Origin of the sequence: Nocardiopsis codii (assembly GCF_036327455.1) — a bacterium.
Taxonomy (GTDB): domain Bacteria; phylum Actinomycetota; class Actinomycetes; order Streptosporangiales; family Streptosporangiaceae; genus Nocardiopsis; species Nocardiopsis codii.
This window is the reverse complement of sequence record NZ_JAUZMY010000006.1, coordinates 37,835-62,144: the sequence shown is the minus strand read 5'-3', so window position 1 is coordinate 62,144 and position 24,310 is coordinate 37,835. Positions and strand designations below refer to the sequence as shown.

The window sequence follows — 24,310 nt, the reverse complement described above, 5'->3', positions numbered from 1 at the left end:
CCCGGCCGCCCGCGCGGCGGCGGGCGCTCAGCGCGGGCGCGCGCCCGGGGGGAGCGTTCGTGCGCCGCCCGTCCCGGGCGCTCCCGGGCGGACGGCGTTGTCACTCCCGGACCGCCGACGGGCCCCGCGTCGACGCGGGGCCCGTCCGTGCTCTCCGCCCGCGGCGGTCAGCCCGCCGGGGGCGCGGGGGCGGGGACGGGGTTCTCCCCGTTCTGTCCGCCTCCCTCACCGGTCCCGGGTGCGGGCTGCTCGGTGCCCGGGTCCTGGGGGTCCTCCTCCTCGACCGGCGGGTCGGTGGGCTCGGTCGTCCCCCCGGTGCCGCCGTCGCCGCCCGTGCCGCCGTCACCGGCGCCGTCGTCGGGCGCCTCGGTCGCGGGGTCGTCGGGCTGCGGGGTCCCCGGCGTCCCGGTCTCCGGCTCCTGGCCGGTGCTCCCGGTGTCGTCCTCCGTGGTGTCAGGGGTCTCGGGGTCGCTCTCCTGCGCCGGAGGACCCGAGCTGGAGCCGCCGAGCAGGGTGGGGGACGTGTGCTCCTCCGTGCCCTGCGTCCAGGCGGTCAGTGACCGCCCCGTGAACAACTCGAACAGCAGGATCACCATCATGACCAGTGCGAACACCGCCACCGCCGGGATCACCGCCGAGCGCCATCCGCGCCGGGCGGGGCGGCGCTCCCGCCCGTCCGCTCCGCCGGAACCGCCGGTCCCGGTGTCCGCCGACGGCAGCCGGGTGGTCCCGTCCGGGGCGCCGATCCGCCGCGGGGGGCCCACGGGGCCGCCGAGTGCGCCGGCCCTGTCGTCGGACACTCCCAGCGAGGGCATGACCATCGTGCGGGTGGCGTCGAAGTCGTCGGGGACGACGGTCGGAGAGCTCGCCTCGGACACCTCCCGCAGCAGTCCGGACTCGGAGATCTCCTCCGGGAACGGTGCCACGGGCGCCCCCGGGGCCACAGGGGTCCCGGGCGGGGCGACGTCGGTGTGCCCGACCGCCTTCCCCGCCAGCTGCCTGGCCTGTTCGCCGCTGCGGGAGAACCAGTGCTGGAGGAGCGGGCTGACGAGGGTGCTGAGCGTGGCCATGACGGCGGCTCCGACGACCGTGCCGTACACGTTGAGGTAGGAGGCGGCGGTGGCCGCCGCGAGTGTGGCGGCTCCCGCTCCCGCGACCTGGGAGACGCTCAGCTCGATCCGCTTCTTCCCGCCCCCCTCCTCCGTCTCGTCGTCATCGTCGTGTCCGGTCCGACCCATCCGGTCGTCCCCCCTTCGTCGGCCGCGCGGGGCGCGACGGGAACTCGTGCTCGCGGGATGCGCGTGTGGTGGGGCATACAGCCCCATAGTCACCAAACATCACATTTCGCTCATAGATGGATAACTCAGCCTAAGGGCAGCAGAGTTCCGGTAACGCCAAGACATAAGAAGCGTCACTCTCCGATAGACCTCGGCGTGTCGGTTTGCCCCGGAGAGGATCCATCCGGACTGAGATCGGCCCGAGATCGGAGTTTTTCTTATACCTGGGGGGATTCGGGAGGCCCGGGATACCATCACGGCGGAGCCTTCGCACGGGATCGGCGACATTCCCCCCGATCGCTCCCGGTCGCCGAAGGGTCATCGTGCCAAGATTGGCAGCGGAAGCGACCGTGAGTACCCCGGGTGTCCGGGGCAGCTCCCACCGTGGCCAGTGCCACGGAACGGGAGGCGGGCACACAGTTCGGACATGCCGGGCGCGGTACTGGCCGAACAGTTGTCGGCCGACCAGACTTGGAGAACGCGGGGGCCGTGTCGCGGGACCTACCCTCGACGGGACGCGAAAGGGAGGGCGATGCACGAGCTTCGCCTCGTGGCCGTGAGCGAGGACGGCACCTACCTGGTGCTCGCCAGCACCGGCCGTGGAACCCGTTTCACGCTGCCCGTCGACGACCGTCTCCGCGCCGCAGTCCGCGGCCAGTTCTCCCGGCTCGGCCAGTACGAGATCGAAGTGGAGAATCCGTTGCGCCCCAAGGAAATCCAGGCCCGCATCCGGTCCGGCGAGACCGCGGAGGCCATCTCCGAGATCTCCGGCATACCGATCGAACGGGTCCGCTGGTTCGAGGGACCCGTCCTCCAGGAACGCGAGTACATCGCCCAGCAGGCACAGCGCGCGACCGTGCGGGCGCACGGCGACGCCGCGTCCGGGACCTCTCTCGGGGACCTGGTCACCAAGCGGATCGGCGCCCACCAGCTGGAGACCGGCGACGCCGCGTGGGACTCGTGGAAGCGCGAGGACCGCTCGTGGCAGCTCAAGCTCGTGTTCGTGCACGGCGGCGAGGAACGCGTCGCCCACTGGCTGTACGAGCCCAGACACAACAGCGTCACGCCCGCGGACGAGGAGGCCGCGCGGTTCTCCTCCCCGGACCCGGAGCCGCTCTCCTCCCCCGGTGCGAACGTGACGCCCTTCGCCCCGCGCCGGAGCGAGGCCACCACGCACCTGCCCCGCATGGACGCGCAGTCGGCGGCGGAGCGCCGCCCCGACCACGCCCCTCCCCGCCGGGCCGTCCAGGACGACCCCCTGGACGAACCCCTGCGCCAGGCCACGGCCGCCGCACGGGCCGAGACCGACCGGTTCGGCGATCCCGTCCGCGACGACCGTCGGCGGCGCTTCGACGCCCCCGGCACGGAGCAGGCCGAACGCCACCGCCAGGGGCCCGGCCCCGAGGAGCGCGACCGGAACGGCGTCCCGGAACGGGACCACGGCCTGGCCCCCGGGGCGCGGTACCGCTCGGAGGAGCACCGCTCCGCCCACGCGCACCCCGCGGACCGGCGCCACGAGGAGGAGCACCGTCCCTTCGGGAACCGTTCCCCCGATGAGCGCCCCGCGGGGCGCCGTCCCGGGGAGCGCCTGCCCACCGAACGCGGGTGGGAGCGGGACGAGCGCACCGAACGGCGGGGCGGGCAGCGCCCCGAGCCCTCCTTCGAGGCGCCGCGCGCCGAGCCCGAGCCGTTCCGCAGGCGCCCCGAGCCCGAGCGGCGTCCCGCACCCGAACCGCCGGCGCCCGCCGCGTACGCGGACCCCGGCCCGGAGGAGCGTCACCGACGCCCCGAGCGGCGTCCGGCGCCCGAGTGGCCGCTGGACGACCGTGCTGCACGCGCCGGGGAGCCCGACGGTGCGCCGCCCGCCGCCGAGCCCCCGGTCCAGCCGCGCCCCGGCGCGCGCCGTCGTCGCGCCACCATGGACCTCAACGACACGGGGACCCCGCGTCGCGCCGCGGACCAGCCGCCGGCGAGCCCGGCGGCGGTCCCGGCCGCCGCCAACGGGGCCGGAGACCGCGCCGCGGCCAAGCGCAAGGGCCGCGGCCGCCGCGCCTCCGTCCCGTCGTGGGACGAGATCATGTTCGGATCCAAGAAGGACGAGTAGGCAGGGGCCGACGGCGGGGGCCGACACGCTCCCCGCCCGACTCCCCCGGAGGGCGACCGGAGCCGCACGGCACGGTCGCCCTCCGGCGTTCCCGGCCCGGCGCGGGCGGCCTGTGTGCGGCGGCGGGGCCCGTTCGCGGCCGTCCACGGACCGCGCTCCTCCCGGCGGCCCGCGCGGGCCCGGTGACGGCCCGGCCCGGGTGCGCGGGAGGCGGGTGCGCGGGGGCTGCGCCGGACTGCGGCACGCGCGGGCACGGTCGGACGACCGCGCCACCACCGGTGCGGCCCGCCGACCGGCCGGGGCGCGTGGGGCCGCCACCGGCGGGTTCCCCTACGATCTCCCTCCGGCCACACCGCCCCCTTGGAGACCCGCCATGACAGAACGGACCGCCGACGACGCCGCGGTCACCGCGCGCGTGAGCACCGGGCGCCTGCGCGGCGCGGCCCGCTCCGGCGTCGCCCGCTTCCTGGGAGTTCCCTACGCTGCCGCGCCGACCGGTCGGCGCAGGTTCGCGCACCCCGAGCCCCCCGAGCCCTGGGAAGGGGTCCGTGAAGCCGTCTCACCGGGACCGACCGCCCCACAGCTGCCGTACGAGGGCGCGGTCGGTGAGATCCTGCCGTCCGTGGTCATCCCGGGCGAGGACTTCCTGCACGTCAACGTGTGGGCGCCGGAGGGGGCCGCACCCGGTTCCCTGCCGGTACTGGTGTGGTTCCACGGCGGCGCCCTCACCCGCGGCGCCAACGCCCTGGCCGCCTACGACGGGACGGCGTTCGCCCGTGACGGGGTGGTGTTCGTCGCCGTCAACTACCGCTTGGGCAGCGAGGGCTTCTCCGTCCTGGACGGGGCTCCGCTCAACCTCGGCCTGGCGGACCAGCTCGCGGCGCTGCGCTGGGTGAGCCGGGAGATCGCGGCGTTCGGCGGGGACCCCGGCCGGGTGACCGCGGGGGGCCAGTCGGCCGGGGCGAGCACCACCGCCGCGCTGGCCGTGCACCCCGAGGGTGGGCGGCTGATGCGGCGCGCGATCCTCCAGAGCGGCCCGCTCCTCGCCGCCGCCCCGGAGAAGGCGGGCCGCATCACCCGGATGGTCGCCGAGGAGCTGGGGATCACGGCCACACGGGAGGCGTTCGCCGCGACCGCCCCCGAGGACCTGGTGGCCGCCCAGCACCGGGTCGCGTCCGGGGCCGGTCCGCTCACGGGCGGACCGGCCTTCTCCCTCGCCGTGGACGGCGACCTGGTGCCCCGGTCGCCCTATGACGCGCTGCGCGCGGGCGCCGCCGACCACCTCGACCTGCTCATGGGTGCCACCTCGGAGGAGCACCGCCTGTGGATGGCCCCGACCGGGATGGACCGCGCCCTGCGCCGGCCCGTCCTGGCGGCGGTCGCGGTCCGCTTCGGCATCGGTCCCGGGACCCTGCGACGGCTGCGCGCCCGGCGTCCCGGGATGAGCACGGGCATGCTGGTGGGAGCCGTCCTGGGCGAGGTGCTGCTGGAGCGGCCCACGCGGCGGGTGGCGGACGCGCGGGCACGACGGGGCGCGGCCACGCACGTGTACGAGTTCGGCTGGCGCGGATCGGCGGCGGGGCTCGGCGCGGCCCACTGCATGGAGCTGCCGTTCGTGTTCGACCGGTTGGGCACGGCGGACGCCGAGGCGCTGACGGGGCCGGGAGCACCCCAGGACCTCGCCGGGGCGGTGCACGGAGCCTGGGTGGAGTTCGTCCGGACCGGCGACCCGGGCTGGCCGGTGTGGACCCGGGGATCCGCGCCCCGCGGGTGGAACGGCAGCTGAGCCCCGCCCGGTTCGGCGGCGCGGCCGCTCCACCGGCGCGGGCGGTGAGGACGCCCCGCGGTTCCTCCGCCCGGCGCTGTCCGGCGCTGCCGGACAGGGCCGGGCGGGGGGCGGGACGCGGGTTCAGTGCCTCCGGCCGGGCTCGCCGGGCGGCTCCAGGAACGGTCGCACCATCTCCGGGGTGACCCGGGCGGCGAAGGCCACCGACTTGTCCAGTGAGGCGTCCTGGGCGGTGTAGCCGCCGGCGCCCGCCCCCACCGTGATCTGGAGGTCGGCCAGGGAGGACCCCCGCTGGAAGAGGGTCTGCGTCCAGGTCCAGCCGATCACCGCCGAGCGCTCCACCGTCGCCTGGCCCCGGCTGAGCGAACCCGAGCGGACGCTCACCCGCTCACCGTCGTAGCCGTGGCCGAGGGATCGGTAGCGGTCGACGCCCAGGGGGATTCCGAGCACGGCGAGCACGGCGCCGACCACGGCGAGCCACTCCGCTCCCAGAGCGGCGGCGACCGCCGCGAGGAGGGCGAACGGAAGGACGGACCGTGTCAGGCGCCGGAACAGGGCGGCTCTCGGATGGCGCTCGAGGGTGCCCCCGAAGAGGGCCAGTGCCCGGTCGACGACGTCCTCGACCACGGGGCGGGGCCCTATCGGCAACAGCACCGCACGGTTGGCCGTGTCTCCCAGGCCGGTGACGATGGCGCGCAACCGCACCGCGCCGCGCGTGCGTTCGAGGGGGTTGTCCAGGAGTTCGTAGCCGCGGATACGGCGCCTCTCCAGTGTGACGCTGCGCCGGGTGAACAGGCCGCGCTCGGCGACCAGGGAGCCGTCGCGTCCGCGGAGCGAGAACCCCCAGTGCGTGAGGGCGTAGGAGACCACGGCGAACACCGGCATCAACAGCACCAGCACACCCGCGAAGACCAGTGCGGCCACCAGGAGGAAGCCCCGGTCGGAGGTGGTCAGCCAGTCCACGACGAAGTCGTTGGCGAGATCCCCCAACGTCTGCTGAACCGTGCCGAAGAGCGTGGCCAGGACGGCGAACGGGGTGAGCAGGTAGCCCAGGCTGAGCGCCCCGTACAGGTACCACGAGCGCGGCATGGCGAAGTAGGTGACGGTGTCGTCGTCCGGAACCGGCGCCTGTCCCTGCACCGGCTCCGCGGGCCCCGCCTGGCCCGTCCCCTCGCCGGGTGCGCCCCGGTACCCGGTCTCCTGTCCGGTGAGGACGGCCTTGCGGTGCAGCAGCACACGGCGCAGTCGTTCGGCCTCGTCCGCCGCCACGGCGTCGAGCTTGCCGTCCTCGGTCGCCGCCGCCGAGCCCGCCGCCGCCTCGATGCGCACCACGGCGACGCCGAGGAGGCGGTGCAGAAGCGTGCTGGTGACATCGACGCCGCGGACGCGTTCGAGGGGGATCGTGCGCTGGGAGCGCCTGATCAGCCCCCTGCGGATCTCCAGCCGGTCCTCACCGACCTCGTACCGGGTTGTCCTCCAGGTGACGAACCCTCCGACGAGCAACGCCACGACGGTCGCGCCCGTGGCGCCCAGCACCCACGCGTTGAACCCGCCCAGGACCAGACCCGCCGCGATCGGCACCAGCAGGCCCTTGAGCTGGTTGATGGGGCCCACGACCATGCTCCGGGGGCTGATCCTGCGGACCCGCTCCGGCGCGAGGAGGGACTCCGCTCCGGGCGGCCCCCAGGGGTCGGCCGCCGCGTTCCCCGCCGGGTTCGGGCCTCCCTCCGCCGGAGGCCCCCACCAGTCGCGGGGTGCCGCCGTGCCGGGTGCGCCCCCGTGCCCCGGCGCGGGGGGCGAAGGGGGTGTGTGGGACGGGGCTCCGTGGGGCGCCCAGGGTTCCCCCGCGGGAGGCCCCGGGCGGGGGCCGACCGCGTACGGCCCCGCCCCCCGGGCGGGCTCCCCGTGCGGAGCGGGCGCGTGGGGCGGAACCGCCTGGGGCGGCGCCGGGCGGGACGCCTCCCCGCGGGGATGTCCGGTGTGGGGCGCCCCCTGTGCGTGGGGCGGCACGGCGCCGGGCCCGGTCGGGGGCCACCCGCCCGACCAGTCCGTCGGCCGTTCCTGCCGCTCCGCTCCCTCCGCGGGCGCGAACCCGCGCTGTCCGGGAGGGGGGTCGGCGGGGACGGCGCTCCCGGCCGTGTGCTCCGGGGGGCGGGAAGCGGAGGTGCTCCCCGGCGCCACCCAGCCACCGGTCGTGTCGGCCCGGTCCGACGGTGGTCGCGCGGCCGTGTCGGGCTCCGGCGCCTGCCGGTCGCGGTCCGTCCCGTCCGCCTCGTCCCGGTCCCGTGCCCCGCCGCCCCGCGCGGGCCGTGCGTCGGAGCCCCCGGCGGACCCGTCCACCGGGGCCCGGCGCCCGTACCGTGCCTCGCGCTCGTCCTCTCCGTGCCCGGTGCCCATCAGGTCGCGTCGTCCCTCAGCGCGCCCGCGCGCACGGCCAGGTCCTCGCTCAGGCGGCGGGCCTGCCCGGCGTCCAGGCCCTCGATCGTGGACGACCCCGCGTAGGAGGCGGTCTGCACCTCCAGCGTGGCCACGCCGAACACGCGCTCCAGCCACCCCTGCGTGTGGTCGACCGTCTGCAACCTGTTGACCGGCACCAGCTGCCAGCTGCGGCTGATCCAGCCCACCCGGGTGTAGATGATGTCCCCGGCCACCTCCCAGCGGTGCACCCTGTACCGCCAGGACGGCACGATCGCCACCTTGAGCAACGCGTACACCCCGTAGAGGACGGGCAGCAGCCACGCGTTGTCCACGGCCCAGCCGGGGATCCAGGCCCAGCCGAGCGACGACGCGCCCCACGCGACCGCGCTCAGCAGGACCAGGGTGAACACCGACCCGAACAGGATCCTCAGGGTCCACACGCCGATCGCCCTGCTGCTCACCCGGCTCTGCGGGGGCCGCAGCCGCGCGGTCTCCCCCTCACCTGGTTCGGGGGCCGCCCGGGGCCGGTCCGGGTCGGGAATGGGGTCGTACGGCGGGGTGTTCATCACCTGCACGAGTTTAGGCCCTCCGTACTCGGAGCTCCTTCTCCACAGGGTCTCCGGACGGGCCGCGGCCGGGCGCGGGGGCTCTGTCAGCGTTCTGTCAGCCCAGCTCGCCACACTGGTGAACAGACGTTGAAACGGAGGAACGATGACTGACGCCATCCGCGCGGAGGGTCTGGTCAAGCAGTTCAAGGGCAAACGCGCCCTGGACGGCGTGGACCTGACTGCCAGGACGGGGGCCGTGCTGGGCGTTCTGGGCCCCAACGGGTCGGGCAAGACCACGATGGTGCGCATTCTGGCGACCCTGCTCAGACCCGACGGCGGGCACGCCGAGGTCGGCGGCTACGACGTGGTCCGCCAGCCGCACGAGGTGCGGCGGCTGATCGGTCTCACCGGCCAGTACGCGGCGGTGGACGCCGACCTGACCGGCACCCAGAACGTGATCCTCATCGCGCGCCTGCTGGGCTTCAACCGGGCGCAGGCCCGGGTCCGCGCCGCGGAACTGCTCGAGCGCTTCGAGCTCACCGACGCCGCCGACCGCCCCGCCAAGACCTACTCGGGCGGTATGCGCCGACGGCTCGACCTGGCCGCGAGCCTGGTCGGCCGCCCGGCACTGCTGTACCTGGACGAGCCCACGACCGGCCTGGACCCGCACAGCCGCAACGGCCTGTGGGACGTGGTGCGCGGGCTGGTGGACGACGGTGTGACCGTCCTGCTCACCACCCAGTACCTGGAGGAGGCCGACCAGCTGGCCGACGACCTCATGGTCCTCGACCACGGTCGCATGATCAGCCGGGGCACCCCGGAGGAGCTCAAGGACCAGGCCGGCAACCAGGTGCTCGAAGTGCGCACGGTGGACACCGGCCAGCTGTCCCTGGCGGCGAGGATCATCGAGGCCGTCACCAGCACGCCCGTCGTCTCCGACGGGCTGCTCGCCAGTGTCCCGGTCACCAGCTCGGGCGTGCTGCCCGAGGTGGTGCGCCGCCTGGACGAGCAGGGCGTGGCGGTCGCCGAGCTGTCGCTGCGCAAGCCGAGCCTGGACGAGGTCTTCCTCGCCCTGACCGGTCACACCGCGGACGAGGAGAAGACCACGGACGAGACCGTGGACGAGGGGGCCAGGGCATGAGCGCCGTAACGACCCGGACGCGGCCGGCGGAACCCGGTGGCACGCCGGCGACCCCCGCGCGGATCACACCGCTGGGCACGATCCAGAACGGTCTCCAGCTGGCCTGGCGCAGCGTCCTGAAGATCAAGGCCAACCCCGAAGAGGTCTTCGGGCTGATGCTGCAACCGGTCATGTTCGTGACGCTGTTCGTCTTCGTCTTCGGACAGGCGATGATGGGCGACTGGCAGGCCTACCGCGACTTCCTGATGCCCGGCATCATCGCCCAGTCGGTCATCTTCGCCACGCTGGGCACGGGTTTCTCGCTGAGCCAGGACGTGGAGAAGGGCATCTTCGACCGGTTCCGGTCGCTGCCCATCGCCCGCTCCGCCCCGCTCACCGGCGCGATCCTCGGCGACCTGGTCCGGTACACGATCACCGTCGTGATGGTGCTCCTGGTCGGCATCCTCATCGGGTTCCGCCCGGAGGGCGGCGCGGGCGGCGTGGTCGTGGCGGCGGCCCTGGTGCTGCTGTTCGCCTTCGCGCTGTGCTGGATGTCGGCGTTCGTCGGCATGATCGTGCGCACGCCGATGGCCGTGCAGGCGTTCGGGATGATCCTCATGTTCCCGCTCACCTTCAGCAGCTCGGCGTTCGTCAACCCCGAGGACATGCCCAGCTGGTTGCAGGTGGTCGCCGCGAACAACCCGGTCACCCACGTCGTGGACGCCATGCGCGCCCTCATGCTCGGCACCGGCGACGCCACGGGCCCGGTCCTGTGGACGGTGGTGTGGTCCGCGATCTTCACCGCGGTCTTCTTCCCGCTCGCCGTGTGGGCGTACCGCCGCCGCACCTGAGCGGCGTCGGCCCCCTCCGGATACCGCGCCGCCCCGGCCCCCGGGGCGGCGCGGGCGTGCAGGGGTCCCCCCCGCGGCCGGTCACCCGTCGTCGCCCCGGCCGCCGGACCTCTCGTCGGGCGCCAGGGGGGCCAGCCACTCCCCCACCCGTGCCAGCACCTCGTCCTTGACCGTGCCCCGCGCCTCGGCGACCAGGCGCTCGTACTCCGCCCCGCCCAGTTCCCGCCTCGCCTGCTCCCGTGCCCGCACCACGTACGGGGTCGTGTTGTCGGGAATGCCGCGCAGCGCCTCGGAGTAGCCGAGCACGCGGGCCGCCCGGCACGGCGACTCCCGGACCAGCATCATCGCGAAGACGTCCAGGATCTCCGCGCAGACGGGGCCCAGCCCCTGGGAGGCGAGCCACCACGCACGGCCGATGTCGCGCCAGGCCGCCTCCGGCTCACCCGACCGCCAGTGGAGGATCGCGGACATCACCCCCAGTCCTCCCTCGATGTACACCGGCGAGAACCCGCCCAGGCAGGTCAGCTCCTCCCGCAGCCGCTCGACGACCGCGCGGGCACGCTCCAGCTCCCCGGCCTCCCGGAGCCACTGGGCCTCGGCCAGCCACAGCAGCACCATGTGCTCGTCCTGGACCGGCCCCTCGAAGTCGAACAGCGCCGTCAGGTCCAGGCGGGCCGCCTCCAGGTCCCCGAGGTCGGTCAGGGCCTGGGCCCGGCGGACCCGGAACACCGCCGCCATCCCGGTCAGCCCCGACTCCTCCGCCTGCCGTATCCCCTCGGTCAGCAGCTCACAGCAGCGTTCGAGGTCCTCGAAGCGGTGGACGTCCACGACCTGGGCGAGCGCCTGGCAGCCGCCCCAGGCGTCGCCGCACGCGCGGAACTCCTCCAGCGCGGCCTCCGCCCTGCCCAACGACTCCCCGGTGTGGCCGGTGACGGCGTCGAGCAGGGACAGGAGGACGCGCACCATGGCCCGCATCCACGGATCGGGCTGGTCCAGAGCCGCGAGAAGGCGCTCGTGGGCGTCCCCGGCCCGCCCCAGGAGCATCGCCCTGTACAGCAGGCAGTACACGAGCACGGGGTGCCGCTCGATCCGCTCGCCCGCCGCGGCGACGATCTCCTCGACCTCCCGGACGCGCCCCAGGGCCACGTCGTTGTCGGCCGCGCCCTCCCCGGCCCGGTGGAACAGGCAGCTGGCGTAGGCGAGGGCACGGCCCTCGGGGATCCGGTCGCCGAGCATGTCCAGAACGGCCGCCGACCACCGTCCGAGCTGGCGCCAGGATCCACTCAGGGTCCAGTACCACTGGGTGTACTCGACCAGGTCCAGGGCGAGCCCGGCGTCGCGGCGCTCCACCGCCCACCGCACGGCGGCGCCGTGGTCCGCCGACTCGGGGGCCAGCCGCGCGAGCAGTTCGGCCTGGCGGGGGCCGCGCAGGAGCGGGTCCGCCATGCGCCACAGGTCCCGGATGTGGAGGGCGTGAGCGTCGCGGACGCGCACCTCCTCGCCGCCGAGTGCGAGTCGCTCCGCCGCGTAGGCGCGGACGGTCTCCAGCTGGCGGTAGCGGGGCGGAGCGTCGTCCCTGGCCGGGTTCTCGGCGGTCACGAGGGACTTGTCCACCAGGGAGAAGAGGACGGTCCACACGTCCCGGCCGTCCACGCTGCCCTCCGCGGAGGAGTCCGGCGAGGGGTCGGCGCAGACCCTCTCGATCGCCTCCAGGGTCGCGCCCGCCGTGAAGACCGACAGGCGCCGCAGAAGCCTGCGCTCGGGTTCGTCGAGGAGTTCCCAGCTCCAGTCGACGACGGCTCTCAGCGTGCGGTGGCGCGGCAGTGCCCCCCGGCTGCCCCCGGTGAGGAGCCGGAACCGGTCGGCCAGCCGTTCGGAGAGCTGCGCCGTGGTCATGGAGCGCAGCCGGGCCGCGGCCAGTTCGAGCGCCAGGGGGATGCCGTCCAGCTCCCGGACGACGCGGACGACATGGGCGACGTTGTCCGGCGTCACGGAGAACCCGGGACGCACCGCGCCGGCCCGTTCGGCGAACAGGGCGACCGAGGAGTAGGCGACGGCCTTCCCCGCGTCGGCGCCCTCGGGGGGCAGCGCCAGGGGCGGCACGGGCATGAGCTGTTCGCCGGGGACACCGAGCGGCTCCCGTGAGGTCGCCAGGACACGCAGGCGCGGGCACCGCGCGAGCAGGAACTCCACGGCCCCGGCGACGTCCTCGACGACGTGTTCGCAGTTGTCGAGGACGATGAGCGCGGGGTGGTCGCCGATGTGGGAGACCACCCGCTCCAGCGGGGGCATCGGCACGGAGGGGGACCGCGTCCGGATCATGGCGTGCGGGCGCAGGTCCAGGGCCCCGACCAGGGCCTCCAGGACGTCGGCGCCCGTCCTTGAGGCGAGTTCGACGAACCAGCAGCCGCGGGCGAGCGACTGCGGCGCGCGTGCGGCCAGGGCGGCGGCCGCCTCGATCGACAGGCGGGTCTTTCCCGCCCCGCCCGGCCCGGTCAGGGTGACCAGGCGCTCCCGGGTGAGCAGGCCGACGGCGGTGCCCACCTCCGTGTCGCGCGGCACGAAACTGGTCAGTGCCACAGGCAGGTGGAGCTGCGGCCGGTCGGCGGGCGCCGGGGACCGCGCGTCGAACTCGCCGCGCAGCAGCCGCAGGTGGGTGTCGCGCAACTGGGGCGAGGGGTCCAGGCCCAGGCCGTCCGCGAGGCCGGCCCGGAAGCGGTCGTAGGCGGCGAGGGCGTCCGCGGTGCGCCCCGTCGCGGCGAGGACCCGCATCAGCAGCTCGACGGGGCGTTCACGGCCCGGTTCCCTCCTGGCGAGCGCCTCGACCCGGGGCAGGATCTCGGCGTGGTGGCCCAGGTCGGCGCGGGCGGCGAGGTGGTCCTCGGTGGCGGACCGGTGGGTCTCGGACAGGGCGAGCGCGATGTCCTCGGCGATGCCGTGGGCGGTCAGGTCGGACAGGGCCGGGCCCCGCCACAGGGCGAGCGCCTCGCCCAGGGCCCGGTCGGCGTCGGCGGCCCTCCCCGAGACCAGCTGGCCCCTGCCCTGCCCGGCCAGGGCCTCGAACCGGTCCGCGTCGACCTGTGCGGGGTCGACGGCCAGCCGGTAGCCCGTGCCGTCGCCGTCGATGACGGCGCCCGCGCCCAGGGCGCGGCGCAGGCGGGAGACCAGTGCCTGGAGGGCGTTCCCGGCCGCCGCCGGGGGGTTTCCCGCCCAGATGCCGTCGGTGAGCCGTTCGACGGACACACGCTGTCCGGGGCTGAGCAGCAGGAGCGAGAGGAGGACGCGCAGCCGCGCGCCGCCGATGGTGACGGGCCGTCCGGTCGCGTCGTGCACCAGGAGGGGCCCCAGGATGGAGAACCGCACCGACCCATGATCGCCGATCCGCCCGGAGAGTGCGCGGGGATATCGCGCCGGCGCACCCGCGCCCCGGTCCCGACGGGCGGGTACGGGGGCGTCGGACCGGGACGGTCGCCCGAACTCCCGCCTGACCACAGTAGGGTTCGCTCAGGAACGTGTAGCCGGTGCCCTGTCGCGGCTCCCGCGCGTTCCCTCCCCGAGTCCGGCGCCGGGTGACCTCCCGACGCCGTGCCGGTTCACAGCGAGTCCCGCCTCCACGGCCCGAAAGTCCAGCAGGAGTTCCCATTGTTCCCGGCCCTCCCCTCCCCCCGGTCCACCGGTGCGCGCACGGCCCGCACGTCCCCCGTAGCGCTCGCGGGCGCGGTGACGGCGGGGGCCGCACTGGTCCTGACCACGGGTTGCGGCATCCTCGCCCCGGGGCAGAACGGTGACATGCCCGACGACATCAACGTCACCAGCCCGCTCATGCAGGAGGGACAGCCGCTTCCGGCCGCCTACACCTGCGAGGGCGCCGCCCCCGAGGGCGAGGACGGCGAGGAGCAGGGCGAGCAGGAGGCGTACTCGCCTCCGCTGAGCTGGTCGGGGCTGCCCGACGAGGCGGGCTCGATCGCGCTGGTGGTGGACGACCCCCAGGTCGCCCAGGTGTTCTGGGTGGTCTACGACCTGGACCCGCAGCTGGTGGAGCTGCGGCAGAACATCGTTCCGGCCGACGCCAAGCAGGCGCAGAACTCCAGCGGCGTCGCCGAGTACGGAGCGCCGTGCCCGGAGCCCGAGTCGTCGTACGAGTACCGGTTCACGGTGTACGCGCTGGAGAACCCGCTGGACCTGCCGGAGGGCGCGTCGCTGGACGCGGCCCTGGACGCGATCGCCGACCAGGCGGTCGCCCGCGGGTCGCTGGTCACCACCAGCGAGTGAAATAGGTCATAACGGCCGTGTTCTGACGCTCCGAAAGCCGGGTGGCTCCGCGCCGGCGGGGCCCCGGGGATTCGCCAGGAAGCATCCATCGCCCTCTGCACACGGGGCGCGACAGCGCATACAGTGGGGCAGTGCCCCTCGCCCCATTTCAGATGACCGATTCCCGTCCACTCGCCGCGCGGCGCACCGACCTGAAACCGCACCGGACCACCTGCACCCCTCGCACCACGCAGGTCGGACAGACCGGGCCATCACGGCACCAGGCGGCCGCCGGACATCCCCGGCCGGTTCCCGACACTCCGGTCCCCGGTGCGATCCGGGCGCGGCCGACCTCCCCAAGGTAGTGCGTACACCATGACCGTCACCGTCATCATCATCATCGCCGTCATCGTCGTGCTCGCCGTGCTCGTCCTGCTCCTGCTGGGCATGCGCGCGCTGAGCGTCGGCTCCCGCGAGGACGACTACGACGACGAATACGAGTACGACGACACCGAGGACACCGGTCGCGCCCCCGACCGCGCACAGGACAGGGACCTCGACCGCGACGAGGAGGAGCCCGCGCCGCGCGGGCGTTCGCGCCGCTCGCACCAGGACGGTGGCGGCCGGTCCGAACGGCGCTCCAAGGGCCGGCGCAAGCGCGAGGACGACTGGGGCGACGATGACGACGCGGACGGCCTGTCCGACAACGACTTCTGGTCCAGCCTGAGCGAGGACGGCCCGGCCCAGCGCTCCTCCGAGCCCCGGGGCCGCCGCGGGGACCGCGACGACCGCGAGGACGCAGGCGCCAACGTCACCGCGTACGAGTACGAGGACGACGACTACGACGACGGGTACGAGGACTTCGAGGAGCAGTCGGGACCGCCCGGTGCGACCACGGTCCTGCCCGCGGCGACGGGGTCCGGCCCCAGCGCGGACCTGGCGATGCTGGCGAGCCTGGGGCAGGGGCAGGACAACCTCCCCCCGGCGGACGACCGGACGGGACGCCCCGGCCGGCACGGACAGCCCCCCGCGGCCGCCACGGACCCCCTCGGCCTGGACGAGCGCGCGCTGCCGCCGCGCCCGGAGCGCGCGGCGCTGCCCCCGACGCAGGGGATCGCGCCCACGCAGGGCCTGCCGCCGGTACAGCCCGCGCAGCACGCCGCGCCCGCGGCCTCCGCGCCCCGTGACGACGACCCGCTCGGTTCCGGCTCCTGGTCGCCCGGCTCCTCCTACACCCAGCCCCGGACCGACCCCCTGGCCGCGTCCTCCGACACGCACGACCCGCTCGGCGGCTCCGGACCGGCGGGGACGGGTTCCCCGCTCGGCGGCCGTTCTCCCTACGACAGCGACCCGCTGGGCCGGTCGGACTACCCGGGCCAGGGCGGCGCGGAACGCCCGGCCGCGAGCGACCCGCTCGCCCCGAGTTTCCGGTCCACGACCCCGTCACAGGGTTCGGACGCGGGTTCGCCGATATGGTCCAGCATGGACACCGGCGCGCACCAGCGCTCCGACTTCGGGTACGGCGGCGTCCAGGGCGGCACGCCCGCCACCGGCGGCACGCCCCCGCTCGGCGGCGGCCCCGCGGACCCGCTGGGCGGCGGCTACCCGTCCGCACCCCGGTCCGAGGGCGGTTGGGACACGGGAACGCACCAGCCCCCCGACTACGACACCGGCACCCACACGCGGCCCTCCTACGACACCGGGACCCACGCCCGGGGAGACTACGCGGGCACCGGACGACCGGAGTTCGACACGGGCAACCACACCCGCCCCACCTACGACACCGACTCCTTCAACCGCTCCGACTACGACACCGGCACCCACACGCGGCCCTCCTACGACACCGGGACCCACGCCCGGGGAGACTACGCGGGCACCGGACGACCGGAGTTCGACACGGGCAACCACACCCGCCCCACCTACGACACCGACTCCTTCAACCGCTCCGACTACGACACCGGCACCCACACGCGATCCTCGTACGACACCGGGACCCACCAGTCCCCCTCCTACCCCGACGGCAACACACCCCTGTGGGGTGAGGGCGGCGGCACGTTCGGTTCCCCGAGCGCGCCCACCGTTCCCGGCGGGCTCGGAAGCGGACCCGGGCTCCCGGGCGGCCACGGCTCCTACGGCGGGCCGGCGGCGCCAGGTCTGCCGGGAGGTCCCGACCGCGAGGCGCCCGTGCCCGGGACCCCGTCCCCGTTCAACGGCGGACCGGTCGGCCGGCCCGGGTACCCGGGCGGCCCCGGCGGCCCCGGCGGCCCCGGCGGCCCGTCCTATCAGGGCGGCCAGGACGGCCAGCCGTTCCCGGGCGGCCCACAGGGGTACCCGCCCGCGCCGCCCACGGGGGGCTACCCGGCCGACCAGGTGCGCGGCGACATCCCGTCCGGTTACGGGGGCTACCCGGGCCGGAGCGACCAGTTCGGGCGCCCGTCGGACCCCAACGGCCCCGGCAGCGCGTACGACGACATGCTGGGCGGCTCCTACCCGCCACGGCAGTCGCAGCAGCCCGACTACGGGGGCTACCCGCCCCTGGAGGGGTGGCAGCAGCAGGGCGACGAGGGGCGGCCGAACGGTCCGCAGGCCCCGGGCCCGCAGGCTCCGGGCCCGTACCCCCCGGAGCAGCCCTACGACCAGCGCGGGTACGGACAGGAGCGGTACGAGGGCGGCTACGAGGACGGCCGCTTCCACTGACCTGACACCGACCGCACGACTCTGACACGCGGTGACCGGCACTCGTTGCCCGGCCTCCGCCCGCGCTCCACCGCTTCACACCACCGAGGTGGCGGGAAACTCCCGCCACCTCGGTGTTTTTCTCCGCCCGGGTTTATCCCGACGCCATGTGAAGTCGGGAAGATGGTCACCGGCTTCACAACAGCACGTCACACTGCGCCACAAAAGTTGACTACAGTTGGTGATTGAGACGCGACCCTTCGGGGTTTCGCCATGTACGCGCGTTCACCCGCACACCCCCCAAACGGACACCGTCGTCCTCGTGCGCCTACGCATCACTTGCCTGGTCCAACCCGAATGGAGCAACCATGCGCAACGACGCCCAGGGAGTACAGCCCGACGCACCGCCCGCCGCGGCGCCACCGGGCAGCCACAAGGACCGCAGGGGGGTCGCCGCCGACGTCGGCGCCTCGCTCGTGGTCTTCCTGGTCGCCGTCCCACTGTCACTGGGGATCGCCGTCGCCTCCGGCGCCCCCCTCATCGCCGGCATCATCGCCGCCGTCGTCGGCGGCATCGTCGCCGGGCTCGTCGGCGGCTCCATGGTGCAGGTCAGCGGCCCCGCCGCCGGACTGACCATCATCGTCGCCGACCTCATCGCGACCTACGGGTGGCGGGTGACGTGCCTGATCACCCTGCTCGCCGGACTGGTCCAGCTCGCGCTGGGGGCGGTCCGCATCGCCCGCGCGGCCCTGGCCGTCTCCCCCGCCGTCGTACACGGCATGCTGGCCGGCGTCGGCGTCACCATCGCCCTCGCCCAGCTGCACGTGGTCCTGGGCGGGGCGCCGCAGAGCTCGGCGCTGGCCAACCTCGCGGACCTTCCCGACCAGATCGCGCACAACCACTCCGCCGCCGTCGCCGTCGGCGTCATCACCATCGCGATCATGTTCACCTGGAACAAGCTGCCGTCCATCGGACGGTTGCGCCCGGCCATGGTCCCCGCCGCGCTGGTCGCGGTCGGCACCGCGACCGTCATCGCGACCGCGGGCGGTTGGAACGTGGAGACCGTCGTGCTCCCCGACTCCCTCGCCGACGCCTGGAACGGGCCGATGCTGCCCGAGACCGGGCAGTGGCACGGCATCGCGGTGGCCGTGGCCACGGTCGCCCTGGTCGCCAGCGTCGAGTCGCTCCTCGCCGGGATCGCCGTGGACCGCCTGCACAACGGGCGCCGGATCATGCTCAACCGGGAGCTCTTCGGCCAGGGCGCGGCCAACACCGTGAGCGGCGCCCTGGGCGGGCTGCCCGTGGCGGGCGTGATCGTGCGCAGCACCGCCAACGTCCGGGCCGGGGGGCACACGCCCCGGTCGACCATCCTGCACGGCGTATGGATCCTGTTGTTCGTCGCCCTCTTCGCGCACGTGGTCGAGCTGATCCCGATGGCCGCGCTGGCAGCGCTGCTGGTGTTCATCGGCGTGCAGATGGTCTCGGTCGCCCACCTGCGCGACCTGCGACGCCACCACGAGGCCAGCGTGTACCTGGTGACCCTGTTCGGCGTGGTGTTCCTGGGGCTCCTGGAGGGGGTCTTCCTCGGTTTCGCGCTGGCCATGATCGTGTCCCTGCGCAGGCTCACCAAGCTGACAGTGACCACCGAGGAGCGCGACGACCGCGTCCACGTCACCGTGCACGGCTCGCTCACCTTTCTCGGGGTGCCCAGGCTCGCGCACGTGCTGCGCACCATCCCCGAGGGCGCCGCGGTCGACCTGGACCTGCACGTGGACTTCATGGACCACGCTGCGTTCGAGGCCATCCACGCCTGGCGCGTGGACCACGAGCGCACCGGGGGCGCCGTCGACATCGACGAGGTCCACGAGAAGTGGTACGAACGCAGCTCCACCCGTTCCGCGCCCGCGGCCAAGACCGGGCCAGGCGGCCTGGCGCGCTGGTGGGCGCCGTGGGGCATGCGCGGGGAGTCCGAGGAGACCCCCAGGGAGGTGAACGCGGTGGGCCTGCTCACGGCCGGCGCACGCGAGTACCACTCCAGCACCGCCGACCGGATGCGGTCGCTCATGGGCCGGCTGTCGCACGGGCAGCACCCGACCTCGCTGTTCATCACCTGCGCAGACTCACGGGTGGTACCGAACCTCATCACGGCGAGCGGCCCCGGCGACCTGTTCACCGTCCGCAACGTCGGCAACCTGGTGCCGCCTCGGGGGACCCCCGGGGACGTGTCGGTGGGCGCGGCGGTCGAGTACGCCGTGAACGTGCTGCGGGTGCCGTCGATCGTGGTGTGCGGCCACTCGCACTGCGGCGCCATGAAGGCACTGCTGGAGAAGGCCCATCTGGAGCCGGGGGACGCGGAGACCTCGCACATGTGCAGTTGGCTGGCGAACGGGCAGCAGAGCCTGGTGCGTGCGGGTGAGGAGACGGGGGCCCTGGCAGGCCTGCCCGCCGCGGAGGCCCTGCGACGGCTCGCCCAGGCCAACGTGGAGGAGCAGCTGGGCAACCTCATGGGCTACCCGGTGGTGCGCGAACGGGTGGAGTCGGGCGACCTGGAGCTGTCGGGGATGTACTACGACCTGGAGACGGCGAGGGTGCACCTGCTGGACGCCGTGACGGGGGAGTTCTCCCCCGTGCAGGGCGTCCAGGACGTCAGCGATCCCGTTCCGCACCCGAGGTCGGACGCGGACACGGCTCAGCTGCTGGACTCGTCTCCGGGTGCGTCGTCGCGCTCGTCCTGCTGAACACCCGAGGCCTGGTAGGAGGCGAGCATGACGATCGCCACGATGGCCAGGACCGGTAGTCCGAAGAGGACCACCCAGAAGACGGTGGAGTCGAACAAGAGTCACCCATTCCCGTGAACGCGGATGCCCGTCGGGCCGCCGACCCCGGTCGTCGGCCCACGGGCGCACGCGCTCCGGCACTCGGCCCGGGGTATGGAGCGCAAGGGCCAATCTATCGGTGCACGCGGTCGTTGGGCCATGACCGGCAGGCTGTATGCCTGTACCCATAGGACTTCCCGCGCCCCACCGCCCCCACACGCGCCGGGCGCCGCGTACTCGGCCGGTGCGGAATCGGGCGGTGCGGAATCGGGCGGTGAGCCACACGGACCCGGCACGGTCCGACGCACGGCTGTTCGACGGGAGACGCCGGGGCCGAAGGCCGGGCTACGTCCCCACCGTGCCGGCGGCCCAGTCGCCGTGCTGCGCCGCCTCGGTGAAGACCCACGGGCCCACGCAGGCCACGCTCTCGTCGTAGTCTCCGTCGCGGCTGGTCAAGCCGACCAGCTCCCAGTCGCCCTCCCTGCCGCGGATCAGGGGGCTGCCGGAGTCGGTCGAGCAGACCTGCGCCTCATCGGTGGGGTGTTCGGAGCACAGGTCGCCGTCGAGCTCCGCGCAGCGGTCGTCGGGCACGATCTCGGTGTCGAGCTGCTGCAGGATCTCCGGCTTGGGCTCCTGGCCGAGCTCGTCGACCACGCCCCAGCCCAGGGCGCGCACCCGCGCACCCGGTTCCGGCCGGTCCTCGGCGATGCGGACGGGGGTCTGCTCGACCGGGGAGTCCAGCTTCAGCAGCGAGATGTCCTTGCGCACCAGGAGAAACGAGTGGGGGTAGTCGGGGTCGTCGCTGACGTCCCGCGCCTCGTAGTCCGGGTGCTGGACCACCTCGACGACCTCGCGTTCGCTGCCGCCCTCCTCCCGGTTGTCGCTGCCCACCCGCACGGAGATGCTCTCCGTCGGGAGCAGGTCGAAGTCGGAGCAGTGGGCGGCGGTGAGCACCCACTGCTCATCGATCAGCGAACCCCCGCAGTAGTGCACGCCCTGGTCGTCGAACAGGGCGGTCGCGAACGGGTACTCCTCGGTGGCGTCCACCCCGCCGATGACAGCGGACGCGGGAGCGGTCAACGCCATCGGGCCGAGGAGCGACGCGGCTCCCACCGCCCCCGCGACCGCCGCCACTCGCCCCCGGCTTCGCCCGTTCCGGTTCCCGCGGATGCCGACCATGTCCGACCCGTCCTCTCGGTTGTGCGTGTGAGCACGCCGTTGCCTGCCGTCACACACGAACCTAGAGGGGCCGGCCCCGTCGGGACATCGACCGCGAGAGCCAACCCGCCCAGACGAAAGTCGCCCCCGCCGAGCCCTGGAGGACCGACGAAGGAGGGCTTTCCCCAAGGGCACCGACTGTCGGTCCACTCCCGCGAGGACCTGGACGCGGTGGCCGACGAGTCGAACTCCCGGCCACGTGCAACGCCCGGCCGGGAGACCCGGCCGAGCGGGGTCGGCTCCCTGGGCTCGTTCGCCACCGACCGTCCTCTTCAGGAGCAGGCCGCGGGCCCTTCGGCTCGTCCCGGATCCGTCCCGGGTCGAGCCCGGACAGGGCAGGACATCCGCAGATGAACAGAGGTGTCGGTGGAGGAGGACCTGCGAGCGGATATCCGGGCATGCGCAGGTCAGACGCCAAGAGAGAGGGGGAGTCGGCCGGTAAGCCGGATTCTGTCGGTCCCCGAGGGGACCGGACGGTCATCCATCTGGGGCCGCCGTTGCCGGCGACCTCGGTGCGGTCTACCCGCGGACTCGGGCGGGCCGCCCTCGAACATCCGCGCGGGAGCCCGGAGGCTCCCTTTTTGACCTTGCTCCGGGTGGGGTTTACCAAGCCGTCCGGATCGCTCCGGCCGCTGGTGGTCTCTTACACCACCGTTTCACCCTTACCACCGCGAGCGGTGGCGGTCTGTTTTCTGTGGCACTGTCCCGCGGGTCACCCCGGGTCGGTGTTACCGACCACCCTGCCCTGTGGAGTCCGGACTTTCCTCGAACCCGCGCACCTGGCGCGGTCCGCGACCGTCTGGCCGACTCCCCTCGCCCCGCATTCTACGCCGTTCCGGGCGTCCCCCGGCCCGCCCCGGACACCGGTTCAGTCCAGGTGGGCGGTGTCGTTGAGGGAACGCACCACCATCGGCCCGTCGGAGTAGACGTCCACCTCGGTCAGGCAGGCGGTGTCCAGGTGCATCCGGTACAGCGCGGCCAGCGGGGCGAGCATGGCCTGCTGCACCGTCAGCTTGATGGGGGTCACGTGCGTGACCAGCAGGACGGTACGCCCCCGGTGGCGTTCGACGAGCGCGCCCCGGGCCGCGCCGACCCGGCGGGCGACCTCCGCGAAGCTCTCCCCGCCCGGCGGACCCACCTCGGGGTCGGCCAGCCAGCGGTCCACGGCCCCGGGCTCGCGCTCGCGGGCCTCCGCGAACGTCAGCCCCTCCCAGGCGCCGAAGTCGGTCTCCACGAACCCCCCGTCCACCTCGACCGGGAGCCCAAGGGCCTCCGCCGCGCGGGCCGCCGTGTCGGTGGCACGCAGCAGCGGAGACGACACCACCGCGTCGATCGGCCACGCGGCCAGGCGGCGTGCGGCCGCCCTGGCCTGGGCGTGGCCCTCCTCCGTGAGGGGGATGTCGCCCCGACCCGCGAAACGCCGCTCCACCGACAGGGGCGTCTGCCCGTGGCGGAGCAGGACGAGCCGGGTCGGAGCGGTGTCGGGGGCGCCCCAGCCGGTGCTCACTGCTCGGCCTGGCCGCCCAGCCCGGACTCCTCGGTGCGCACCAGGATGCGGCGGCAGTCCTCACAGCGCACGACCTCGTCGGCGGCGTGGGAGCGGATCTCGTTGAGCTCGACGGTGCTCAGGGAGAGCTTGCAGCCCCCGCACCGGCCGTAGCGCAGCGGCGCCGCGCCCACACCGTCGTACTGGCCGCGCAGCTTGTCGTAGAGCGCAAGCAGGTCGGCGGGGATCTCCCCGGCCACACGCTCGCGGTCCTGGGTGACGCGGGTGCGGTCCCACTGGATCTCGGCTGCCGCGGTGTCGCGGCGGGCGAGCACCTCGGTGTGCTTGGCGATGGCCTCCTCGCGCTCGGCCGCCAGACGGGTCACCGTGGCGTCGAGTGCCTCCGCGCGCTCCATCACCTCCAGGACGACCTCCTCCAGCTCGGCCTGGCGGCGGCCCAGCGAGGCGATCTCGGACTGGAGGTTCTGCAGCTCCTTGCCGCTGGTGATCTGGCCCGACTCCAGGCGCTTGGCATCCCTGTCGGCGCGGACGCGCACCTGGTCCACGTCGCTCTCGGCCTTGCGCTGCTGGCGCTCGACGTCGGAGACCTTCGTCTGTGCGGCGATCAGGTCGGTCTCGAGCTGGTCGGCGCGTTCCTTGAGCCGGGCCGCCTCGGCGGTCTCCGGCAGGGTGCGGGCCCTGTGGGCCAGGACCTGGAGCTCTGAGTCCAGGTCCTGGAGGTTGAGCAGTCTGGCCTGTGCGGCGGGTTCGGCTTTCACTTGTACACGTCTCCTGGGATGGCTGGGGAAGGCAAGAACGCCGCCCGCGCCCTACTCTGTGCGGCTCTGTGCAATTGGTGTCGGGGCCGCCCCCTGCGGGGCGGTGTGCTCTCAGACGTGTGGCAAGGCCTGTGACCAGGCGTCCGTCACCGTCGTCGAGACGCGTGTCTCCACGTTAGTGCCCTCGGAGCGCCCCGCGCGCCCGAGTGCGTCCACGAGGTGGGCCGCCCCGTCCGCGAGCCAGGGCCACTCGCTGGCGAAGTGGGCGGTGTCGACGAGGGCGGGCCCGCCCGGGTTCTCCACGAACTCCGAGGCGGGGTGGTGGCGCAGGTCGGAGGTGACGAACACGTCGACCCCGGCTGCGCGGGCGGCGCCGAGCAGGGAGTCCCCCGCTCCCCCCGACACGGCGACGGTGGTCACGATGCGGTCCAGGTCCCCCGCGACGCGGATCCCGGCGGCGGTCGCGGGCAGCGCGCCGGCCACCTGGGCGGCGAAGTCGCGCAGGACGGCCGGGCGGTCGAGTACGCCGATGCGGCCGATGCCGCGGCGGCCCTCCGGGTCGGTGGTGTCGGGGTCCAGGGGGCGCAGCGGTCCGGTGACCCCCACCGCGCGGGCGAGCGCGTCGGAGACCCCGGGCGCGGCGGTGTCGGCGTTGGTGTGCGCCGTGTACAGGGCGGTGCCCGAGCGGATCAACCGGTGGACGATCCGCCCCTTGGGGGTGTCGGCGGCCACGCTCGTGACGCCGCGCAGCATCAGCGGGTGGTGGGTGATGATCAGGTCGGCGCCCCACGTGAGGGCCTCGTCGACGACCGCGTCGACCGGGTCGACGGCGAACAGGACCTTCGCGACCTCCTGTGCCGGGTCGCCGGCCACCAGTCCGACCGCGTCCCAGGAGGCCGCCCAGTGGGGCGGATAGACCTCCTCGAAGGCGGCGGTCACGTCGGAGAGGCTGGGGTGCGGGGTCGAGGAGCTCACGGCCT

The 24,310-nt window shown here is 74.2% G+C and carries 16 protein-coding genes and 1 other RNA gene; 7 read left to right on the top strand and 10 right to left on the bottom strand.

What is annotated here, in order from left to right; all coding sequences use genetic code 11:
• Nucleotides 1-167: 167 nt before the first annotated feature.
• On the bottom strand, nucleotides 168-1,238 hold the full coding sequence (locus Q8791_RS08125; protein WP_330090986.1) for a hypothetical protein: 1,071 nt from the start codon (nucleotides 1,236-1,238) through the stop codon (nucleotides 168-170).
• Nucleotides 1,239-1,809: 571 nt separating this feature from the next.
• Here Q8791_RS08125 and sepH point away from each other — a divergent pair.
• Together sepH and Q8791_RS08115 are read left to right on the top strand one after the other, a co-directional pair.
• Nucleotides 1,810-3,381, top strand: a complete 1,572-nt coding sequence (sepH, locus tag Q8791_RS08120; protein ID WP_330090985.1) for a septation protein SepH — start codon at nucleotides 1,810-1,812, stop codon at nucleotides 3,379-3,381.
• Nucleotides 3,382-3,754: 373 nt separating this feature from the next.
• Nucleotides 3,755-5,167, top strand: coding sequence for a carboxylesterase/lipase family protein (locus Q8791_RS08115; RefSeq protein ID WP_330090984.1), 1,413 nt, complete (start codon nucleotides 3,755-3,757; stop codon nucleotides 5,165-5,167).
• A gap of 123 nt (nucleotides 5,168-5,290) precedes the next feature.
• On the opposite strand, the gene Q8791_RS08110 is transcribed toward Q8791_RS08115, so the two are convergent.
• A complete protein-coding gene (locus Q8791_RS08110; RefSeq protein ID WP_407941973.1) occupies nucleotides 5,291-7,177 on the bottom strand; it encodes a PH domain-containing protein in 1,887 nt (628 codons plus the stop codon).
• 386 nt (nucleotides 7,178-7,563) lie between these two features.
• Complete coding sequence (locus tag Q8791_RS08105; protein ID WP_330091120.1) at nucleotides 7,564-8,151, bottom strand: PH domain-containing protein; 588 nt, start codon at nucleotides 8,149-8,151, stop codon at nucleotides 7,564-7,566.
• 145 nt (nucleotides 8,152-8,296) lie between these two features.
• Between Q8791_RS08105 and Q8791_RS08100 the strand changes: the two genes are divergently transcribed.
• Nucleotides 8,297-9,274 (top strand): ATP-binding cassette domain-containing protein, encoded by a 978-nt coding sequence (locus Q8791_RS08100; protein ID WP_330090983.1) that lies wholly within the window; start codon nucleotides 8,297-8,299, stop codon nucleotides 9,272-9,274.
• Complete coding sequence (locus tag Q8791_RS08095; protein WP_330090982.1) at nucleotides 9,271-10,104, top strand: ABC transporter permease; 834 nt, start codon at nucleotides 9,271-9,273, stop codon at nucleotides 10,102-10,104. Before Q8791_RS08100 ends, Q8791_RS08095 begins: the two co-directional genes overlap by 4 nt.
• Nucleotides 10,105-10,185: 81 nt before the next feature.
• Here the strand turns inward: Q8791_RS08095 and Q8791_RS08090 are convergent, their stop codons facing one another.
• Nucleotides 10,186-13,467 (bottom strand): BTAD domain-containing putative transcriptional regulator, encoded by a 3,282-nt coding sequence (locus Q8791_RS08090; RefSeq protein ID WP_330090981.1) that lies wholly within the window; start codon nucleotides 13,465-13,467, stop codon nucleotides 10,186-10,188.
• Nucleotides 13,468-13,746: 279 nt separating this feature from the next.
• Between Q8791_RS08090 and Q8791_RS08085 the strand changes: the two genes are divergently transcribed.
• The 3 genes from Q8791_RS08085 to Q8791_RS08075 all read left to right on the top strand — a co-directional run bounded on the left by Q8791_RS08085 (nucleotide 13,747) and on the right by Q8791_RS08075 (nucleotide 19,769).
• Nucleotides 13,747-14,376 (top strand): YbhB/YbcL family Raf kinase inhibitor-like protein, encoded by a 630-nt coding sequence (locus Q8791_RS08085; RefSeq protein ID WP_330090980.1) that lies wholly within the window; start codon nucleotides 13,747-13,749, stop codon nucleotides 14,374-14,376.
• Nucleotides 14,377-14,730: 354 nt separating this feature from the next.
• Nucleotides 14,731-17,052 carry a hypothetical protein gene (locus tag Q8791_RS08080; protein ID WP_330090979.1) on the top strand — a complete coding sequence of 774 codons (2,322 nt, stop codon included), beginning with the start codon at nucleotides 14,731-14,733 and terminating at the stop codon, nucleotides 17,050-17,052.
• Nucleotides 17,053-17,399: 347 nt separating this feature from the next.
• A complete protein-coding gene (locus Q8791_RS08075; protein WP_330090978.1) occupies nucleotides 17,400-19,769 on the top strand; it encodes a bifunctional SulP family inorganic anion transporter/carbonic anhydrase in 2,370 nt (789 codons plus the stop codon).
• Here the strand turns inward: Q8791_RS08075 and Q8791_RS08070 are convergent.
• From Q8791_RS08070 to Q8791_RS08045, 6 genes are all read right to left on the bottom strand, one after another.
• Nucleotides 19,721-19,867 (bottom strand): hypothetical protein, encoded by a 147-nt coding sequence (locus Q8791_RS08070; RefSeq protein ID WP_330090977.1) that lies wholly within the window; start codon nucleotides 19,865-19,867, stop codon nucleotides 19,721-19,723. The genes Q8791_RS08075 and Q8791_RS08070 overlap by 49 nt on opposite strands.
• Nucleotides 19,868-20,192: 325 nt before the next feature.
• Nucleotides 20,193-20,933: a S1 family peptidase gene (locus Q8791_RS08065; protein WP_330090976.1), complete on the bottom strand. Its 741-nt coding sequence runs from the start codon at nucleotides 20,931-20,933 to the stop codon at nucleotides 20,193-20,195.
• Nucleotides 20,934-21,488: 555 nt separating this feature from the next.
• Nucleotides 21,489-21,876: RNase P RNA component class A (gene rnpB, locus Q8791_RS08060), an RNA gene on the bottom strand.
• 57 nt (nucleotides 21,877-21,933) lie between these two features.
• Nucleotides 21,934-22,572, bottom strand: coding sequence for a histidine phosphatase family protein (locus tag Q8791_RS08055; RefSeq protein ID WP_330090975.1), 639 nt, complete (start codon nucleotides 22,570-22,572; stop codon nucleotides 21,934-21,936).
• Nucleotides 22,569-23,330 carry a zinc ribbon domain-containing protein gene (locus Q8791_RS08050; protein ID WP_330090974.1) on the bottom strand — a complete coding sequence of 254 codons (762 nt, stop codon included), beginning with the start codon at nucleotides 23,328-23,330 and terminating at the stop codon, nucleotides 22,569-22,571. Before Q8791_RS08050 ends, Q8791_RS08055 begins: the two co-directional genes overlap by 4 nt.
• A gap of 111 nt (nucleotides 23,331-23,441) precedes the next feature.
• Nucleotides 23,442-24,305, bottom strand: coding sequence for a Nif3-like dinuclear metal center hexameric protein (locus Q8791_RS08045; RefSeq protein ID WP_330090973.1), 864 nt, complete (start codon nucleotides 24,303-24,305; stop codon nucleotides 23,442-23,444).
• Nucleotides 24,306-24,310 lie beyond the last annotated feature (5 nt).